This is a genomic window from Paraburkholderia sp. BGA-UO-ETr-F21 (assembly GCF_059567925.1).
This window is the reverse complement of sequence record NZ_JCAQOY010000040.1, coordinates 1,025,792-1,043,530: the sequence shown is the minus strand read 5'-3', so window position 1 is coordinate 1,043,530 and position 17,739 is coordinate 1,025,792. Positions and strand designations below refer to the sequence as shown.

The 17,739-nt window shown below is 64.8% G+C and carries 11 protein-coding genes; 6 read left to right on the top strand and 5 right to left on the bottom strand.

The window, feature by feature from the left end; genetic code table 11:
* The first annotated feature begins 251 nt into the window (after window positions 1-251).
* Window positions 252-533, top strand: a complete 282-nt coding sequence (locus AC57B1_RS37120) for a hypothetical protein (RefSeq protein WP_408347660.1) — start codon at window positions 252-254, stop codon at window positions 531-533.
* A gap of 59 nt (window positions 534-592) precedes the next feature.
* Window positions 593-3,238, top strand: coding sequence for a YadA-like family protein (locus tag AC57B1_RS37115; protein ID WP_496420179.1), 2,646 nt, complete (start codon window positions 593-595; stop codon window positions 3,236-3,238).
* 260 nt (window positions 3,239-3,498) lie between these two features.
* On the opposite strand, the gene hrpA is transcribed toward AC57B1_RS37115, so the two are convergent.
* Window positions 3,499-7,890 carry an ATP-dependent RNA helicase HrpA gene (gene hrpA, locus AC57B1_RS37110; RefSeq protein WP_496420178.1) on the bottom strand — a complete coding sequence of 1,464 codons (4,392 nt, stop codon included), beginning with the start codon at window positions 7,888-7,890 and terminating at the stop codon, window positions 3,499-3,501.
* 23 nt (window positions 7,891-7,913) lie between these two features.
* On the opposite strand from hrpA, the gene argA reads away from it, so the two are divergent.
* From argA to proP, 3 genes are all read left to right on the top strand, one after another.
* On the top strand, window positions 7,914-9,302 hold the full coding sequence (gene argA, locus AC57B1_RS37105) for an amino-acid N-acetyltransferase (protein WP_091792853.1): 1,389 nt from the start codon (window positions 7,914-7,916) through the stop codon (window positions 9,300-9,302).
* A gap of 109 nt (window positions 9,303-9,411) precedes the next feature.
* Window positions 9,412-9,684: an oxidative damage protection protein gene (locus AC57B1_RS37100; RefSeq protein ID WP_007181244.1), complete on the top strand. Its 273-nt coding sequence runs from the start codon at window positions 9,412-9,414 to the stop codon at window positions 9,682-9,684.
* Between the two features lie 727 nt (window positions 9,685-10,411).
* On the top strand, window positions 10,412-11,914 hold the full coding sequence (proP, locus tag AC57B1_RS37095; protein WP_286162033.1) for a glycine betaine/L-proline transporter ProP: 1,503 nt from the start codon (window positions 10,412-10,414) through the stop codon (window positions 11,912-11,914).
* Window positions 11,915-11,986: 72 nt separating this feature from the next.
* Here proP and AC57B1_RS37090 read toward each other — a convergent pair whose 3' ends face one another.
* From AC57B1_RS37090 to AC57B1_RS37075, 4 genes are all read right to left on the bottom strand, one after another.
* The gene (locus tag AC57B1_RS37090; RefSeq protein WP_408347651.1) at window positions 11,987-12,475 is read right to left on the bottom strand and encodes a metallophosphoesterase family protein; all 489 of its coding nucleotides are present in this window, start codon (window positions 12,473-12,475) and stop codon (window positions 11,987-11,989) included.
* A 138-nt stretch (window positions 12,476-12,613) separates the two neighbouring features.
* A complete protein-coding gene (locus AC57B1_RS37085) occupies window positions 12,614-13,423 on the bottom strand; it encodes a hypothetical protein (protein ID WP_496420177.1) in 810 nt (269 codons plus the stop codon).
* Between the two features lie 206 nt (window positions 13,424-13,629).
* Entirely contained in the window at window positions 13,630-14,046 is a 417-nt protein-coding gene (locus tag AC57B1_RS37080; protein WP_091792851.1) for a VOC family protein, read from the bottom strand.
* Entirely contained in the window at window positions 14,043-14,585 is a 543-nt protein-coding gene (locus AC57B1_RS37075; protein ID WP_408347645.1) for a helix-turn-helix domain-containing protein, read from the bottom strand. The genes AC57B1_RS37080 and AC57B1_RS37075 overlap by 4 nt, the downstream gene beginning before the upstream one ends.
* Window positions 14,586-15,073: 488 nt before the next feature.
* On the opposite strand from AC57B1_RS37075, the gene AC57B1_RS37070 reads away from it, so the two are divergent.
* A complete protein-coding gene (locus AC57B1_RS37070) occupies window positions 15,074-17,494 on the top strand; it encodes a glucose/quinate/shikimate family membrane-bound PQQ-dependent dehydrogenase (protein WP_408347642.1) in 2,421 nt (806 codons plus the stop codon).
* Window positions 17,495-17,739: the final 245 nt, after the last annotated feature.

Below are 17,739 nucleotides of genomic sequence, written 5' to 3'. Positions count from 1 at the left end.
GAAAACTCACTTCGGAGAACAGCCATCATTGTAGAACGTTTGCCAGGGCCAGCGGTTGACGTAGGTCGCTATCCGCGTACAAGAGAAATCGGGGGCGCGATGCCGCCCGCCGCCGCTCGGCGGGCGCCATCGCAATGGGCGCTCAAGCCATTCTGAAATGGCCTTCAATGAGTAGCGCGCTTGAGATTTCGAATCTCACGAAAGACGTATAAATACAAGAACACACTCAGATTATAAAAATAATTATCAGATTGAATGCGACCATTCCTTGTTTAATCTATTTTCCCACACCAGCGAATCGAGCGTTAAACACACAAAAGGATTTTTCCTCGCCGCCTTGGGATTTAACTGAATTCTCGCCGCACCGCCGGATTAGACAATCCCGCAGCCTCATCGCCCACGCAATCAGCCCGGTGGACGCGCAGGCATGTCGCGGGCGTTTCGTGCGCGCAAAAACTCAAGGCATTGCCAGGAAAAGCGAAACCTGCGGGCCTTTATTTTTTGTGCAATTTATCAGGGCGATGAATCCTTAATTGGCTCCCCCGCGTTGATGCGCCGTCCACTTACGCAATACCGCGGAGTTTCTAAAACAATGAATTGCAATAACCCATTGACCTGGTGTGACGCGACGCAAACGTCGCTGGCGGCACCGGCGCCGGCAAGATCGAAGACAAAGCGAGTAACGGCCCGGAAGAAAGCGATTGCCCAGGCAGTACTGCTGCTGACGGTATTGGCGGCGGGCGCGCCGGCGGCACACGCCGCCACGATCTATTTCGCGGCGGCGCCGTTCAATCCCGCTACGGACACGAATGCGATGGCCGTTGGTGCCGGCTCGATTGCAGAGGGTATCGCGGCGCAGGCCGTGGGCGCCTATTCCATTGCGCACGGCATGCAGGCGAACGCGGCCGGCACCCATTCGGTAGCACTCGGCGCGGGCTCGCAAGCGCTGGACGAAAGCTCGATTGCAATGGGCTTTCAGGCCACGGCGGCAGCCACCTTCTCGATTGCAACGGGCGTGCAGTCGAACGCGCTGGGCTTCGGCTCGATTGCGACAGGCGTGCAAGCGACTGCGCTGGGCGACAAATCGAGCGCGATAGGCCTTCAGGCCGACGCCGAGGGCGACAGTTCCGTCGCGACAGGCGCGCAAGCAAGGGCGATCGGTATGAGTTCTGTCGCGATCGGCTACCTGTCGACCGCCCTCGGCACGAGTGCCTTCGCGGGCGGCAATCTGGCGCTGGCGGCGGCTGACTACAGCACGGCGATCGGCAATCAGGCCTTCGCGAACGGCGTGGGGGCGATGGCATTGGGCGCGTTCGCGCAAGCGACCGGCGAGAATGCCACGGCGCTCGGCGCCAGTTCGAGTGCCTCGGGAACCGGCTCAGCTGCGCTCGGGGTTAATGCCTCTGCCTCAGGAGCAGGCTCGGCCGCGCTCGGCGCCAATTCCGCAGCCACGGGAACCGGCGCGGCCGCACTCGGCGCCTCAGCATCCGCAGCGTCGGCCGGCAGCATCGCGATTGGTTACGCCGCCGTTGCCAACAACGCCGACTCGATTGCGCTCGGCCGTGACGCGCATGCGTCGGCGGACGGTTCGGTCGCCTTGGGCCAGGGTTCGCTGGCCGACCGCGCCAATACCGTCTCAGTCGGCTCCGCAGGCAACGAACGGCAGGTCACGAACGTCGCAGCCGGCACCCAGGCGACCGACGCCGTCAACCTGAGCCAACTGCAAGCCGTAAGCGTAAACGCGTCACGCTATTTCAAGGCAAACGGCCTGACTGACGGAACCGACGACGCATCGGCCACCGGCGCCAACGCAGTCGCCATCGGCAGTGCGGGGCTCGCCGCGGGACAAGCGAGTGTTGCCGTCGGCACCGGTTCGCAGGCAAACGGCGATTTCAGCACGGCAATCGGCGGCTTCGCCACCGCTCAGGCGGACGGTTCCACTTCTATTGGCAATCAGGCGAGCGCAATGGCGGCCAACTCCACCGCGCTTGGCTATCAAGCCACCGCCTCAGCCGCCAATTCCACCGCGCTCGGTTATCAAGCCAAGGCCACGGCCGCGAATTCCACCGCGCTCGGTTATCAATCCAGCGCAGTAGCCGCCAACTCCGTCGCACTCGGCCAGGGCTCGATAGCCGACCGGGCGCGCACCGTCTCCGTGGGCGCCGCCGGCCAGGAGCGCCAGATTACGAACGTCGCGGCGGGTGCCGCCGACACCGACGCCGTGAATGTCGCGCAATTGAAAGCCGTGAGCGCCCAAGGCGCGGCCACCGCCGCGAAGCTCGACGGCGCGGTGATGTACGACAAGAACCCCGACGGCAGCGTGAACCGCAACAGCGTCACGCTCGGCGGCGACAACTCGGGCGGCGGCACCGTGCCCACCAGCTTCGCAGCAGGTCTGAACGCGGCGAGCGGCGGCACCATGATTCACAACCTCGCGGCGGGCGTTGCCGGGACCGATGCGGTCAACGTGGATCAGCTGAACGCAGCCATCTCGGGCGCCGTCAACAACGCCGTGGTCGATGCCGCCGATCCGTTCTTCAGCGCGCAAGGCAATCGCGATACCGAAGCCGCCGTGTCATCCGGCGCGCACGCCGTCGCGATGGGCGCGAGCGCTCAGGCCACCGCCGCCAACGCCGTCGCCATGGGCGCGAGCGCGCAGGCCACCGGCTCCAACGCCATCGCGATGGGTGCGAGCGCGCAGGCCACCGGCTCCAACGCCATCGCCATCGGCGCAAGCTCGGTTGCCAGCGGCAACAACGCCACCGCGCTCGGCGCGGCGGCGAATGCCGGCGCCGACAACTCCGTCGCGCTAGGCCAGGGCTCGGTCGCCGATCGGGCGAACACGGTGTCGGTCGGCGCGGCGGGGCAGGAGCGTCAGATCACCCAGGTCGCAGCCGGCGTGCAAGCGACCGACGCCGTCAACGTCAGCCAGTTGCAGCAAAGCACCAGTGGCGCGGTCAGCCAGGCGAACAGCTATACCGACGACCAGATCCGCTCCGCGCGCCGCGACGCCTACGGCGGCACGGCATCCGCCATGGCGATGGCCGGTCTGCCGCAGGCTGTGCTACCGGGTCACGGGATGGTTGCCATGGCCGGCGGCACCTATGCCGGCCAGTCGGCGTTCGCCATTGGCGTATCGCAGCTCTCGGAAACGGGCAAGTGGGTCTACAAGCTGCAAGGCACCACGGATTCGCGCGGCCAGTTCGGCGCGTCGATCGGCGCCGGCATGCACTGGTAGGCCAAACCGGCAGGACGAGTCCGGGCAAAGGTCATGGCGGCCATGGGCTGGGGATCGATTTAGCGGGTGTCTCAGGCGCGGGTCCGAACAAAGGCCCGCGCCTTTTGCGCGTGACGTCATTCTCATGAGGCATGGCGTCGCGCGCCTTTTTATCCGTGCCGCGACCGCGTGCCGGCGCCACGTGAGCCGCCACCTCAGCCGCCCGCGAGACGTCCGCGAGGCGGAGCAGGCATGGCGCCCCGCCCCGCTAATCGCCGCGATCAGCGCTGCATCGACTCCCACACCTTATGAAGGCGCTTCACCGACACCGGCATCGGCGTGCGCAATTCCTGAGCAAACAGGGAGATCCGCAACTCCTCCAACAGCCAGCGGAATTCCGACAGACGCGGATCCAGCACGCCGCCACGCTGCGCCACCGCGCGCTGATAGTTCTGCAACAGCGGCTGGAACTCGGCGAACTGCCGGGCGTCGCGCGCGGGGTCCGCTTTCAGCTTGTCGATGCGCAGCGCGATCCCTTTCAGATAGCGCGGGAAATGCGCCAGTTGCGTGTACGGCGTATCGACCACGAAGCGCTTGCCGATCAGTCCGTCGAGCTGATTGTGCAGATCCGCATGCGCCGCCGTGAACGACTTCGCCTGCACCAGCTTCTTGGTCACCGTCGCGTATTCGCTGAGAATCTGTCCGACCAGCCGGGCAATTTCCTGAGCCAGCAATGTCAGGCGGCTACGGCCCTCGTCGCGGCGCGTGTGGAAAGTAACATCGTCGTCGGGCAACGGGTCTTGCAGGCAGGCACGGTCGAGCGCGGTGTCGATCAATTGATCGCGCAACTCTTCCTGCGTACCGCGTGGCATGAACTGCATCGCCATTTCGCGCAAGCCCGGCAGATTCTTTTCCAGATACTTGATCGGTTCCTTCAACTGCAACGCGAACAGCCGGCGCAATCCCGCGCGATGGATCCGCGCGGCTTCGTCGGGCGAATCGAACACTTCCACGTCGCAATGCGTGCCGCGATCCACCAGCGCCGGATAACCGAATAGCGTCTGGCCGCCGCGCCGGATTTCAAGCAGCTCGGGGAGCTTGCCGAAGTTCCAGGTCGTCAGCTTTTCGTACAACGCCGTTCCCTGCGCACCGTCTTGCGGCGCGGTCTGCGGACCCGACGCCGGAGCGCCCTTACCGCGCTGCGCCGCGGCGTTTGCCAGGCCAGACGCTTGCGCCGGCGTCGCGACACTGCCGCCGCCCGCGTCCGCCAGCGCCGCGCCCGCCGCGCTCGAAGCGATCTTCTGGAAATGCTGCTGCGCCTGGCCGCCGAGTTCGGCGCGCAGTTGCGACAGATTGCGGCCCATCGCGAGTTGACGCCCGTGCTCGTCGACGACCTTGAAGTTCATGAACAGATGCGGCGGCGTTTCGAGCTTGAAGTCCGACTGCTTCATCGCGACCTGGGTCTGCTCGCGAATATCGGCGATCAGCGACTCGAGCAAGCCGCCCGCGCCGAAGCGCGGACCACTATGCCGTTCGACGAAACCCGCCGCGAACTCGGGCAGCGGCACGCAATGACGGCGCAGCTTCTGCGGCAGGGACTTCAGCAGCAGCTGCGTCTTCTCCTTCAGCATGCCGGGCACGAGCCATTCGCAGCGGCGCGCGTCGACCTGGTTCAGCGCATACAGCGGCACGGCGAGCGTGACGCCGTCGCGCGGCGAACCCGGTTCGAAGTGATAGGTGAGCGCCATCTCGACGCCCGCCATCGTCATCCGTTTCGGGAACAGGTCGGTGGTCACGCCGGCGGCTTCGTGCCGCATCAGATCGTCGCGAGACAGGTACAGCAGGCGCAACTTGTCTTCCGGCTGACCGCTCTTTTTCACCTCATCGCGATACCAGCGCTCGAACGACGCGCCGGTATAAATGCCCTTCGGCAACGCCTGATCGTAGTAGGCAAAAATCAGCTCGTCGTCGACCAGCACGTCCTGACGGCGCGACTTGTGTTCGAGCTGCTCGATATCAGCAAGCAACTTGCGGTTGTGCGCGAAGAACGCGAGCTTCGTATCGAACTCGCCTTCCACCAGCGCGCCGCGAATGAACAGCTCGCGGGCGCGCGCCGGATCCTGTTTGCCGAAGCTCACGCGCCGCCGGTGATAGATCGGCAGGCCATACAGCACCGCGCGCTCGAATGCCGAGACCTGCGCCGCGCGCTTTTCCCAATGCGGCTCGGAAAGCGACTTCTTCAACAGATGCGAGCCGATCTTCTCGATCCACTCCGGCTCGATCTTCGCGATGCAACGCGCGTACAGCCGGCTCGTCTCGACCAGTTCGGCGGCCATCACCCACTTGCCGGCTTTCTTCACCAGCGCCGAGCCCGGCCACAGGTAAAACTTGATGCTGCGCGCGCCGAGGTAATACGGTTCGTCGTCGGCTTTCAGGCCGATGTTGCCGAGCAAACCGGTCAGCAGCGCGAGATGGATCTGCTCGAAGGTCGCTTCCGCTTCGTTCAAGCGCCAGCCGTGCTCACGCACCACTGTGAGCAGTTGCGAGTGCACATCGCGCCACTCGCGAAGACGCAGCTGCGACAGGAAGTTCTTGCGGCACTCCTCGTGCAACTGTTTGTTCGACTTCTTGTGCGCGATTGCTTCTTCGAACCAGTTCCAGATTTTCAGCCATTGCAGGAATTCCGAACGCTCGTCGGCGAACCGGCGATGCGCCTGATCGGCCTGCTCCTGCGCTTCGATCGGCCGGTCGCGCGGATCCTGCACCGACAGGGCGCTGGCGATGATCAACACTTCCTTGAGCGCCTGCTGGTCGCGTGCAGCCAGAATCATCCGGCCGACGCGCGGATCGAGCGGCAAGCGCGCGAGTTCGCGGCCGAGCGGCGTGAGCTGGTTGTCGTCGTCGACGGCGCCGAGTTCGTTGAGCAGCTGATAACCGTCGGCGATGGCGCGGCCCGGCGGCGGTTCGATGAACGGGAACGTCTCGATCGCCGTCAGATGCAGCGACTTCATCCGTAAAATCACCGAGGCCAGCGACGAGCGCAGAATCTCCGGATCCGTGAAACGCACGCGGCCCTGGTAGTCGCTTTCTTCGTACAGGCGAATGCAGATGCCGTCGGCGACCCGGCCGCAACGCCCGGCCCGCTGATTGGCGGCGGCCTGCGAGATCGACTCGACCTGCAACTGCTCGACCTTGTTGCGATACGAGTAGCGCTTCACCCGCGCGAGCCCGGTGTCGACCACATAGCGAATGCCTGGCACCGTCAGCGAGGTTTCGGCGACGTTGGTGGCCAGCACGATACGCCGCGCGTTCGACGTGCGGAACACGCGCTCCTGTTCGGCCGCGGAAAGACGGGCGAACAGCGGCAGAATTTCTGTATGCGGCGGATGGTGCTTGCGCAGCGCCTCGGCGGCGTCGCGAATTTCGCGCTCACCGGGCAGGAACACGAGCACGTCGCCCGGACCTTCGCGGCAGAGTTCGTCGACGGCGTCGACGATGGCTTCCATCAGATCGCGATCGGTTTCGCGCTGGGTTTTCGGCCGCTCGCCTCGCGGCGCGGAGGACGACGCGTTGCCTTCGGCGGCCTTCACCGCGGGGCTGTCTTCCGCGACGGGCCGGTAGCGCACCTCGACCGGATAAAGCCGCCCGCTCACTTCGATGACCGGCGCGGGCTTTTCTTCGCTGCCGAAGTGGCGCGCGAAACGGTCCGCGTCGATCGTTGCCGAGGTCACGATCAGCTTCAGATCGGGACGCTTGACGAGGATTTCCTTCAGATAACCGAGCAGAAAGTCGATGTTCAGGCTGCGCTCGTGCGCCTCGTCGATGATCAGCGTGTCGTACGCTTTCAGCAGCGGATCGGTCTGCGTTTCGGCGAGCAGGATACCGTCGGTCATCAGCTTGACGGAGGCGCCCGGCGACAGATTGTCGGTAAAGCGCACCTTGTAGCCGACCACCTCGCCGAACGGCGTGCCGAGTTCTTCGGCGATGCGGCGGCCCGTCGCCGAAGCGGCGATCCGGCGCGGCTGCGTGTGGCCGATCAGACCGGAGCCGCCCGCACCGAGCCCGCGGCCGAGTTCGAGGCAGATCTTCGGCAGCTGGGTGGTTTTGCCGGAGCCGGTCTCGCCGCAGACGATCACGACCTGATTCTGTGCAATCGCCTTGGCGATTTCCTCACGGCGGCCCGATACGGGCAACGCTTCCGGATAGGTGATCGGCGGAATCGGATTGGGCTCGACGACACGCGCTGCGCGCGCGGCGCGGGGCGGCGCTTGCTCGCGGCGCGACCCGCCGTCTCGCGAGTCCGCTTGACGTGGCTGATCGCCACGAGCGGCGCTTTTCTGCTGGTTCGCGCCAGACGCGCTCTGCTGCCGCGCACGCCCGGGGTTGTGGTCTGACCTTCGGCCTTCCCTGCCCTCACGCGGCTGCGGCTCGCCACTTCCAGTGGGTTTTGCCACCTCGCCACTTTCATGATTGCGGGCTTCGCGGCGCGGATGATTTCTCTGCGCCGACGCTTGTGCATTTTCTGCGGCGCGCCGCGGCTCGCGCGCCGTGTGCGGCGCGTTCGGTTGAGCGTCCGGTGCTGTGCGGCGTGCGGCGTCGCCGGCCTTCGGTTGATCGGCGGCCGGCGCCGGATTCTCGTTCGCCGCAGCGGGACTTTTGGGTACATTCGACATGGGGGCGCATTATAATCCCCGGCATGAATTCCCAAACCGACCTCGTCCCCGCGCCCGCGAGCGCTCCGGCCCCCGCCGGAGCAACGGAAAACCTCGCACAGCACGCGCAATTCGTCGACTGGATGCGCTCAGTCGCCCCTTACATCCATGCGTTCCGTAACAAGACGTTTGTTGTCGGTTTCGGCGGCGAGGTGGTGCATCAGGGGCTCCTGAATGCGCTCGTGTCCGATATCGCGCTGCTGCAAGCCATGGGCATCCAGATCGTGCTGGTGCACGGCTCGCGGCCGCAGGTCGAAGAGCAGATGAGCCTGCACGGCGTGGAGTCCGAGTTTTCGCACGGCATGCGCATTACCGACGCGCGCGCACTGGAGTCCGCAAAAGAGGCGGCTGGCGAAGTGCGTCTGGATATCGAGGCCGCGATCAGCCAGGGTCTGCCGAATACGCCCATGGCGCACGCGCACATCAGCGTGGTGTCGGGCAACTTCGTGACGGCGCGGCCGGTCGGCATTCTGGACGGTGTCGATTTCGCCCACACCGGTGTGGTGCGCAAGATCGACGCCGATTCAATCCGTCACTCGCTCGCGAGCCGCAAGCTGGTGCTGCTCTCGCCGCTCGGCTTCTCGCCCACCGGCGAGGCCTTCAATCTGGCCATGGAAGACGTCGCGTCCGCCGCGGCGATCGCGCTGCGCGCCGACAAGATCGTGTTCCTGACCGAGACGCCGGGCCTGATGGAAGCCGGCGAAGACGGCCCCGTACTGGTGCGCGAACTCTCGCTCGACGACGCCTACAAGCTGCATGAAAGCGGCGAAGTCACCGGCGACGCGGGCTTTTATCTGAAGCACTCTATTCGCGCCTGCCGCGGTGGCGTGGCGCGGGCCCACATCATCCCCTACGCGCTCGACGGCAGCCTGCTGCTCGAACTGTTCCTGCACGACGGCGTGGGCACGATGATCTCGTACGAGAATCTGGAAAGCCTGCGCGAAGCCACGCCGGACGACGTCGGCGGCATTCTCGCGCTGATCGAGCCGCTCGAATCGGACGGCACGCTGGTGCGGCGCGGCCGCCACCAGATCGAGCGCGACATCGACCATTTCTCGGTGATCGAGCACGATGGCGTGCTGTTCGGCTGCGCGGCGCTGTATCCGTACACGTCCGAGCGCATCGGCGAAATGGCGTGCCTCACGGTCTCGCCCGAAGCGCAAGGCACCGGCGACGGCGAGCGCCTGTTGAAGCGCATCGAGCAGCGCGCGCGGGCGCGCGGCCTGACGCGCATTTTCGTGCTCACCACGCGTACCGAGCACTGGTTCCTCAAGCGCGGTTTCGTCAAGGTCACCGTCGACGATTTGCCGGAAGACCGCCGCAGACTCTATAACTGGCAGCGCAAGTCGCTCGTGCTGATGAAACAGCTCTGAGCGGCCCTATATAGCAACTGCCTGTCCCGGCATCGACACATCAACCCATTTTTACGGGACCGGAGTCAGTGCTGAAGCACTCACCCGGTCGACAAAGGAGAAGCACAGCATGACTCGTATGGTTCAATGCGCGAAGCTCGGCAAGGAAGCCGAAGGCCTCGATTTCCCGCCGCTGCCGGGCGAACTCGGCAAGCGGATCTACGAAAGCATTTCGAAGGAAGCCTGGCAGGCCTGGTTGAAGCAGCAAACCATGCTGATCAACGAAAACCGCCTGAACATGGCTGATCCGCGCGCACGCCAATATCTGATGAAGCAGACCGAAAAGTTCTTCTTCGGCGAAGGCGCGGATACGGCGCAAGGTTACGTGCCGCCTTCGGCGTAATCGAGCGCTTTCGCGCTTCAGGGCCGCATTACCGAAATCCGCGCCGCGTGCGCGGATTTTTTTCGTCCGCGCCGCCGCAAGTCCGCTCCATCACGCAACGTTCGTTCGATCGCTCGAACGAAGCGGAAAAATTCTCCAAACGGTACATTTCAGGTCATTTTTAAGCCGCTTCTTCAGACCGCCCGGATCCGCGCAATCCCCCGCCCCGCAAGGGATTGAATGCCCCCACCGAGGTCCCCCGCGGACACCCGGTTTGCACGATCCTCCGTTATCGTGCTATTATGTGCATCGTTCCAACAGCATTTCACCTTCATTCACGTTCTCTTCAATCTGGCGCGCAGTGCGTACATAGTGCGCATGGCAATGTGTTGCCACTCCGAATTGAACAGTTTTTATACAAGAAGGCTTGTCGGTCGTTTCCCGTCCCATGTCTCGGCATGAGCGGCGAATACAGCACCGGCCTTTTTCGTTTCAAGCCTTCCAGCGGCGCGTGGGCCAGCTTTCAGCCACCCAGCGTCCTCATGCATCTGCCCCCCTTCCACGGCCACGCAGGTGCAACAGTCAGCACAATCTAGACGAGTGTTTTTTCGCGACCTGTCTCGCGAGGCACGGGCGTTGTGTTTTTTCGCGCCCAACTCTGTCGCCCTTCGACGGTGACGAAGACGCCTTTCGCCTTGCTCGCGACACTGCACTTCCCAGCAACCGTGGCGGAACGTTCATGCGCATCATGAGTTTCGTCGCAGTCATTGGAGTTTTCACCTTGACCGCTTCCAGCAACGGCTTCTGGCGACATCACAAAGAAGAACAACGCCTCTCTCTGGACGACATCACCGTCGTCGACAAATCTCTCCTCAAGCGGGCCGTCGGCGCCATGGCGCTCGGCAACGCGATGGAATGGTTCGATTTCGGCGTGTACAGCTATATCGCTGTCACGCTCGGCAAAGTGTTCTTTCCGTCAGCGAGCCCCGCGGCGCAGCTGATCGCCACCTTCGGCACGTTCGCCGCGGCGTTCCTCGTGCGGCCGGTCGGCGGCATGGTGTTCGGGCCGCTCGGCGATCGCATCGGCCGACAACGCGTGCTGGCGATGACCATGATCATGATGGCACTCGGCACCTTCGCGATCGGCCTGATCCCCAGCTACACGAGTATCGGCATTTTCGCGCCGGTGCTGCTCTTGGTGGCGCGTCTGGTGCAAGGCTTCTCGACCGGCGGCGAGTACGGCGGCGCGGCGACCTTCATCGCCGAATTCTCGACGGACAAGCGCCGCGGCTTCATGGGCAGCTTCCTGGAGTTTGGCACGCTGATCGGCTACGTGCTCGGCGCGGGCACGGTGGCCGTGCTGACCGCGACGCTCTCCAACGAGGCGCTGCTCTCATGGGGCTGGCGTGTGCCGTTCCTGATCGCGGGTCCGCTGGGTCTGGTGGGTCTGTACATCCGGATGAAGCTCGAAGAAACGCCTGCGTTCAAGAAGCAGGCGGAACAACGCGAAGCCGAAGACAAGGCGCTGCCCAAGCAGTCGTTTCGCGAATTGCTCATGCAGCAATGGAAGCCGCTTCTGCTGTGCGTTGGCCTCGTGCTGATCTTCAACGTCACTGATTACATGGCGCTTTCGTATCTGCCGAGCTATCTGTCGGCCACGCTGCACTTCAACGAAACGCATGGCCTCTTCCTCGTGCTGCTCGTCATGGTGCTGATGATGCCGATGACGCTCGCCGCCGGCCGCCTGTCCGACACGATCGGCCGCAAGCCGGTCATGCTGTTCGGTTGCGTGGGTCTGTTCGCGCTGTCGATTCCCGCCCTGCTGCTGATCCGCATGGGCACGGTGCTGCCGGTGTTCGGCGGCCTGATGATTCTCGGCGTGCTGCTGTCGTGCTTTACCGGCGTGATGCCGTCGGCGCTGCCGGCGCTGTTCCCGACCAGGATCCGCTACGGCGCGCTCGCGATCGGCTTCAATGTTTCGGTGTCGCTGTTCGGCGGGACGACGCCGCTCGTCACGGCGTGGCTGGTGAACAGCACCGGCAATCTGATGATGCCCGCGTACTATCTGATGGGCGCTTCGCTGATCGGTGTCGTCTCGGTGCTCGCGCTGCGCGAGACCGCCCGTAAGCCGCTGCTCGGCTCGGGCCCGTGCGTGGCGACGCGTGCGGAAGCGCATGCCGTGCTGCGTGGCGAGCGTGAAGCCGCGGAGATCGACGAAGGCTATGCGGCAACCGCCACGGCGCGTGCCTGAGCACGCGGTGCGCCCCGGTTAGCGCAAACTGAGTTGTGAGAACGGGCCGGCAAATCTTTGCCGGCCCGTTTTTTATGGCACCAGCGAATCGAAGCTCGCGCTTGCGCTCGCCCCTTCGACGATCAGGATTGCGGCCGAAACTGGCAGTTTAAAACGCCGTGGCCCGGCGCTGCCCGGATTGACGAACAGCACGCCGTCGCGCTCGCTGATCGACGGTTTGTGCGAATGGCCCGTCACCACTACATCGATTCCCCGGCTGCGCGGATCGGCGCCCACATCGGCGATGTCATGTACGACGAGAATTGCCACCTGCTGCACGGTGAGCGTGACGTGCGTCGGCAGCGACACGGCCCAGCCGCCAGTGTCGTTGTTGCCGCGCACGGCCGTGACCGGCGCAATTTGCGTTAGCGCTTCGAGCACGGCCGGGTTGCAGATATCGCCCGCGTGGATGATCGCGTCGCAACCGGCGAGATAGCGCAATGCCTCAGGGCGTACGAGGTTGTGCGTATCGGAAATCAGGCCGATTCTTGTGCGGGTGGAGAGTTGATCGCGCGAAGTCATGTTGGCAGTATCGGGCAAATGGGTGAGACGTGTGCGCGGTCGTTTTGCTCGTGAGCAGGTGGGCCCTGAACCGCTCAGAACTCAACGAGCGGGTACGAACTGCGATGAACCGCCGCAAGTCTCGGCGAACCCTCGCGCTCAATCCGCCGCCTGTCGCTCCACGATCTCACGCGCCGAAACCTGCGCCGGCCGCGTCGCGTTGAGCATCCGCCTCGTCGCGCCATGCACGAGGATCGAAACCACCGCCGCGCACAGAAAGCTCAGCCACACGCCGTACCGCGGCAGCATGCTCGCGGTCACGGCGAAGAATGCCGCGAACGACGCACGGCCGATTACCATGCCGCGCATCAGCAACGCGACGAAGTCCGCGCCGTGCGCGCGCTGCGCCGAGACCGCGAGCACGATGCCGAGCAAAGGAAACACTGAGAGCAGTCCGCTCCATGTCGCGCCCATCGACGCGGACAGGGTGGTCACCGCGACCGTCAGCAGCGCGCCGGCGAGCATGCGCACAACGAGGTCGCCGAGTCCGAGGCGCGCCGCCGGTACGTGACCGCTCACGCGCGGCAAGCCGCTTTGCGACACCGCCACGGCCACGCAGGCCGCCACCGCCGCGCATGCGAGGCCGGCGGGAAGCTGCGTCAGCAAACTTGCCACGCCGACCCAACCCACCATCCCTACAACCAGCGCGAGGGGCCATGCAAAGCGCCGGCAGGTCCACGCGTAGGCGAAATTGAACGCTTCCGATGCGGCGATCGCCGCAATCGAGGCCGCCGACGCTTGCGCCGCGAACGGCGAACCGCGCTCCAGCGCAAGCAGCAAGACAATCGGCCCGGCAACGACCGGCAGCCCCGCGAGCCACCCCGCCACCGTCGGCCCCCATATGCGCCCCGCCACCGTCAGCGCGGCGAGAAACGCGGGCACCAGCACGAGTTTGAGCGCGAGCAGCATGCCTATGCTTCCTGCATATAGTCGATGCTCCCAGATAAGCCGGGCAAGCTAATTCCCTTCACGACATTCCCTCTCAAAGACAATCGCCTGCTCATGCGAGTCGGCAGCACAGGCTCGTTTCCGGCGAATAACGGCGCCGGCGCTTATCCGCCAGCGCAACGCCGATGGATACCCGGCCACCCGAACCGACGATCCCGCTGCTGGCGTCACGTCGAGTTCCTCGGTGCCTGGATCATCTTCCAGCCATTGCCGGCCGGGTCGCGAAAGCCGGCATCGACGCTGCCGAAGCGGTCCACCGGCTCCTGGGTGAATTCCACGCCGCGCGCTTTCAGGCGGGCGTAGCTCGCACGGCAGTCGTCCACGGAGAGAACCAGAGGCGGCATCGCCCCTTTGGCGACCATGGCGCGCAAGGTTTGCGCGGTGGCCTCGTCGTGGATGGGCGGGCCGGGTGTGAACAGTCCGAGCTGAAACGCGGGTTGATCGGGATGCTGGACCGTGAGCCAGCGATAAGCGCCGTTGCGCACGTCCGTGTGGACGCGAAATCCGAGCTTGTCGACGTAGAAAGTGAGCGCTTCGTCCTGGTTGTCGACGTACAGGCCCACCACATTGATACCCTCGTTCATGACACCTCCCTGGTTGATGGCCAGACTGTATCGTCGGCCGCGCGGCGGCGCTTCTCCGAAACTGCGGTGGTGAGATCGGGGCGCTGCGCGGCCTTCGCCACGCAGGCGGGCATGCACTCGAGTCGCGGCATGTTGGCCTGGCTCTCGACGCGCATGGCGCTGGGGCTTTTCCCGGTGATGTCGTGGAAGATTCTGCCGAAGGTCCCGAGGCTCTCCCAGCCGGTGGCAAAGGCAATTTCCGTGATGCTGAGCCCGGTGTCGCGCAACAGGGTGACGGCCTGCTCGATGCGGCGCGTCAGCAGGTAGCGGTGCGGCGGAACCCCGAAGGCCCGCTTGAAGGAGCGCGCGAAATGAGCTTGCGTGACGCCGCTCACCTCGGCAAGGCGCTTGACGGGCCAAGCCTCATGCGACGCGGCGTCCATGCGGTCCTTGGCGCGCAGCAGCCGGCGCAGCAGGACCGGATCTTGCAACGCGTCAGCGCCGCCCGGTGCGGGGGACGAGGCAAGTGGCCGGGCGCGAGGGTCTTTGCGAGGAGGCATGAGTCCGGGAGGGCTGACGGAATGCGTAGTTTAGGCTCGCGCGAGCGCTTCGTGGGCGCGAACTTGGGCGCGTGCAGAAGTACTGGAGCCACGGCGTCGGCTGCATCCGGGCAGGAAGCGGCGGCGCATCGCCAGCCGAGTCGGCCACGTGATGCTTGATGCACTTCGCCGCCTACAACCTACAATTTGAACGCGCGCCTCTCCTTGTGCGGTACGGTTGCGTAAATCGAAAGACAGCAGTTGAAAGACGGCGGGCACCGCACCTTCGCGGCATCCGCGGCCCTGTCGGAATCGAACCGGGCCGCCTGCGGATCGCGGGCCGTCCAACATTGGGGTAATGCAGGTGCTGGCGTGACTGTTTTACCGCCTTGCACGAGCGCGGCGCACCGGCCGGATGCCGCGCTGGCGTTCGCGTCGGCGTATGAGCGCTGCTTGCATCGCGTAACAGGCGATGCAAGCAGCACCTTAAGAAAAAGATTGAGGTCACCATGTACAGACAATCGACATCGCCGGGTTTCATCGCCGTCATCACGTTGCTGTTCACTGCGCTCACCGCGCTCTATCTGCTGATAGGCGGGGCATGGCTGCTCTCGCTCGGCGGCTCCGCGTATTACGTCGTGACCGGCATCGTGCTGCTCGGTGTGAGCTGGCTGCTGTACCGTCGCAGCGCGGCGGCGCTCGCGCTCTACGCACTCGTGCTGGTCGGCACGGCGGTCTGGGCGCTGTGGGAGTCGGGCCCCGACTTCTGGGCGCTCGCGCCGCGCTCCGGCGTGCTCGTCGTGTTCGGCGTGTGGCTGTTGCTGCTCGTGAGCCGGCGCCTCGACGCGCCGCGCAAGCTCGGCGTGACGTCGCTCATCGGCGCGCTCGTGATCTGGGCCGGCGTGCTCGTCTATGCGAGCTTCAACGATCCGCAGACGCTCAACGGCACGCTGAGCGCGGCGGCCACGACGCCCGCGGCCAACCCGAACGGTATCGATCCGTCCGACTGGCCCGCGTATGGCCGCACCCAGGAAGGCACGCGCTATTCGCCGCTGCAGCAGATCACGCCCGAGAACGTCAAGAACCTGCAGGTGGCCTGGACCTTCCGCACCGGCGACATGAAAGGTCCGAACGACCCCGTCGAAATCACCAATGAAGTCACGCCGATCAAGATCGGCAATCTGCTGTATCTGTGCTCGCCTCACCAGATCCTGTTCGCGCTCGATGCAAAGACGGGCGAGCAGAAATGGAAGTTCGATCCGAAGCTGCGGGCCGACCCGTCGTTCCAGCACGTGACCTGTCGCGGCGTGTCGTATCTCGATCTCTCCGCCAGCGCCGCGACCGCGCAGCCCGCCACGCCCACGAGCGACGCCGCCGCGGCAGCCACGGTGGCGTCCACGGCCAATGGCGCGTGTACGCGCCGCATCTATCTGCCTGTCAACGACGGCCACCTGTACGCGCTCGATGCACAGACGGGCGAGCGCTGCGCGGGCTTCGGCAACAACGGCGACCTCGATCTGCAACACGCGCAGCCGGTCACGACGCCGGGCATGTACGAACCGACCTCGCCGCCGATCGTGACGAACACGGCGATCATCGTGGCGGGCGCGGTGGAAGACAACTTTTCGACGCGCGAACCTTCCGGCGTGATCCGCGGCTTCGACGTGCGCACCGGCCAGTTGCTGTGGGCGTTCGATCCGGGCGCGCAAGACCCGAACAAGATTCCGGGCGCGGGCGAAAACTACACCATCAATTCGCCGAACTCGTGGGCGCCCTCCGCCTACGACGCGAAACTCGACCTCATCTATTTGCCGATGGGCGTGACGACGCCGGACATCTGGGGTGGCAACCGCACGGCCTTGCAGGAGCGCTATGCAAGCGGCCTGCTGGCGCTGCATGCATCGACAGGCAAGCTGGCGTGGTTCTATCAGACCGCGCACCACGATCTGTGGGACATGGACCAGCCCTCGCAGCCCACGCTCGCCGATATCACCGGCAAGGACGGCAAGACCGTACCGGTCGTGTATGCGCCGGCCAAGACCGGCAACCTGTTCGTGCTGGACCGCCGTACCGGCGCGCTGGTCGTGCCCGCGCCCGAAACGCCGGTGCCGCAGGGTGCCGCACCCGGCGATCATGTTTCGCCCACGCAGCCGTTTTCCGATCTCACGTTCCGCCCGAAGAACCTGCTCACCGACGCCGACATGTGGGGCGCGACGATGTTCGACCAGCTCGTATGCCGCGTGATGTTCCACAAGCTGCGGTATGAAGGCACGTTCACGCCGCCTTCGCTGCAAGGCACGCTGGTGTTTCCAGGCAACCTCGGCATGTTCGAATGGGGCGGCATTGCCGTCGACACCGATCGTCAGCTCGCCATTGCCAATCCGATCGCCCTGCCCTTCGTCTCCCGTCTGATCCCGCGCGGCCCGGGCAATCCGACGGAGCCGGAGCCGGGCGCAAAAGGCAGCGGCACGGAAGCGGGCATCCAGCCGCAATATGGCTTGCCGTACGGCGTGACGCTGAACCCGTTCCTCTCGCCGCTCGGTCTGCCATGCAAACAGCCGGCGTGGGGCTATATTTCGGCGATCGATCTGAAGACCAACGAGATCGTGTGGAAGAAGCGCATCGGCACAGTGCGCGACAGTTCGCCGATTCCGCTGCCGTTCAAGATGGGCATGCCGATGCTCGGCGGGCCGATCGTGACGGCGGGCGGCGTCGCGTTCATCGGTGCGACCGCGGACAACTATATCCGCGGGTTCGATGTCAACAACGGCAAGGAAGTGTGGCGCGCGCGTCTGCCCGCGGGCGGCCAGGCCACGCCGATGAGCTATTCGATCGATGGCCGCCAGTACATCCTGATCGCCGCGGGCGGCCACGGGTCGTTCGGCACCAAGCTTGGCGATTATGTGATCGCGTACGCGCTGCCGCAGTAGCGCAGTAGATCGGGCGCGGGTCACAACGTGATCCGCGCCCTTTGAAGAAGGCTTTTGGAACGTTACGGAGGATATCGTAAGGAGTCCATGATCCCCGCCAGTCATCGCAAAATGGTCATTCGTGAAGACGCGTAACCTCACGTCATGCCTTTGCGCTGACAGGCAAATATCTACCCGGCAAGAAAGCTTTAGTAAGCGCTTCGCCTTAAGGCTATCTAATCCCGTTTTGGCAACCGGGACTCGAG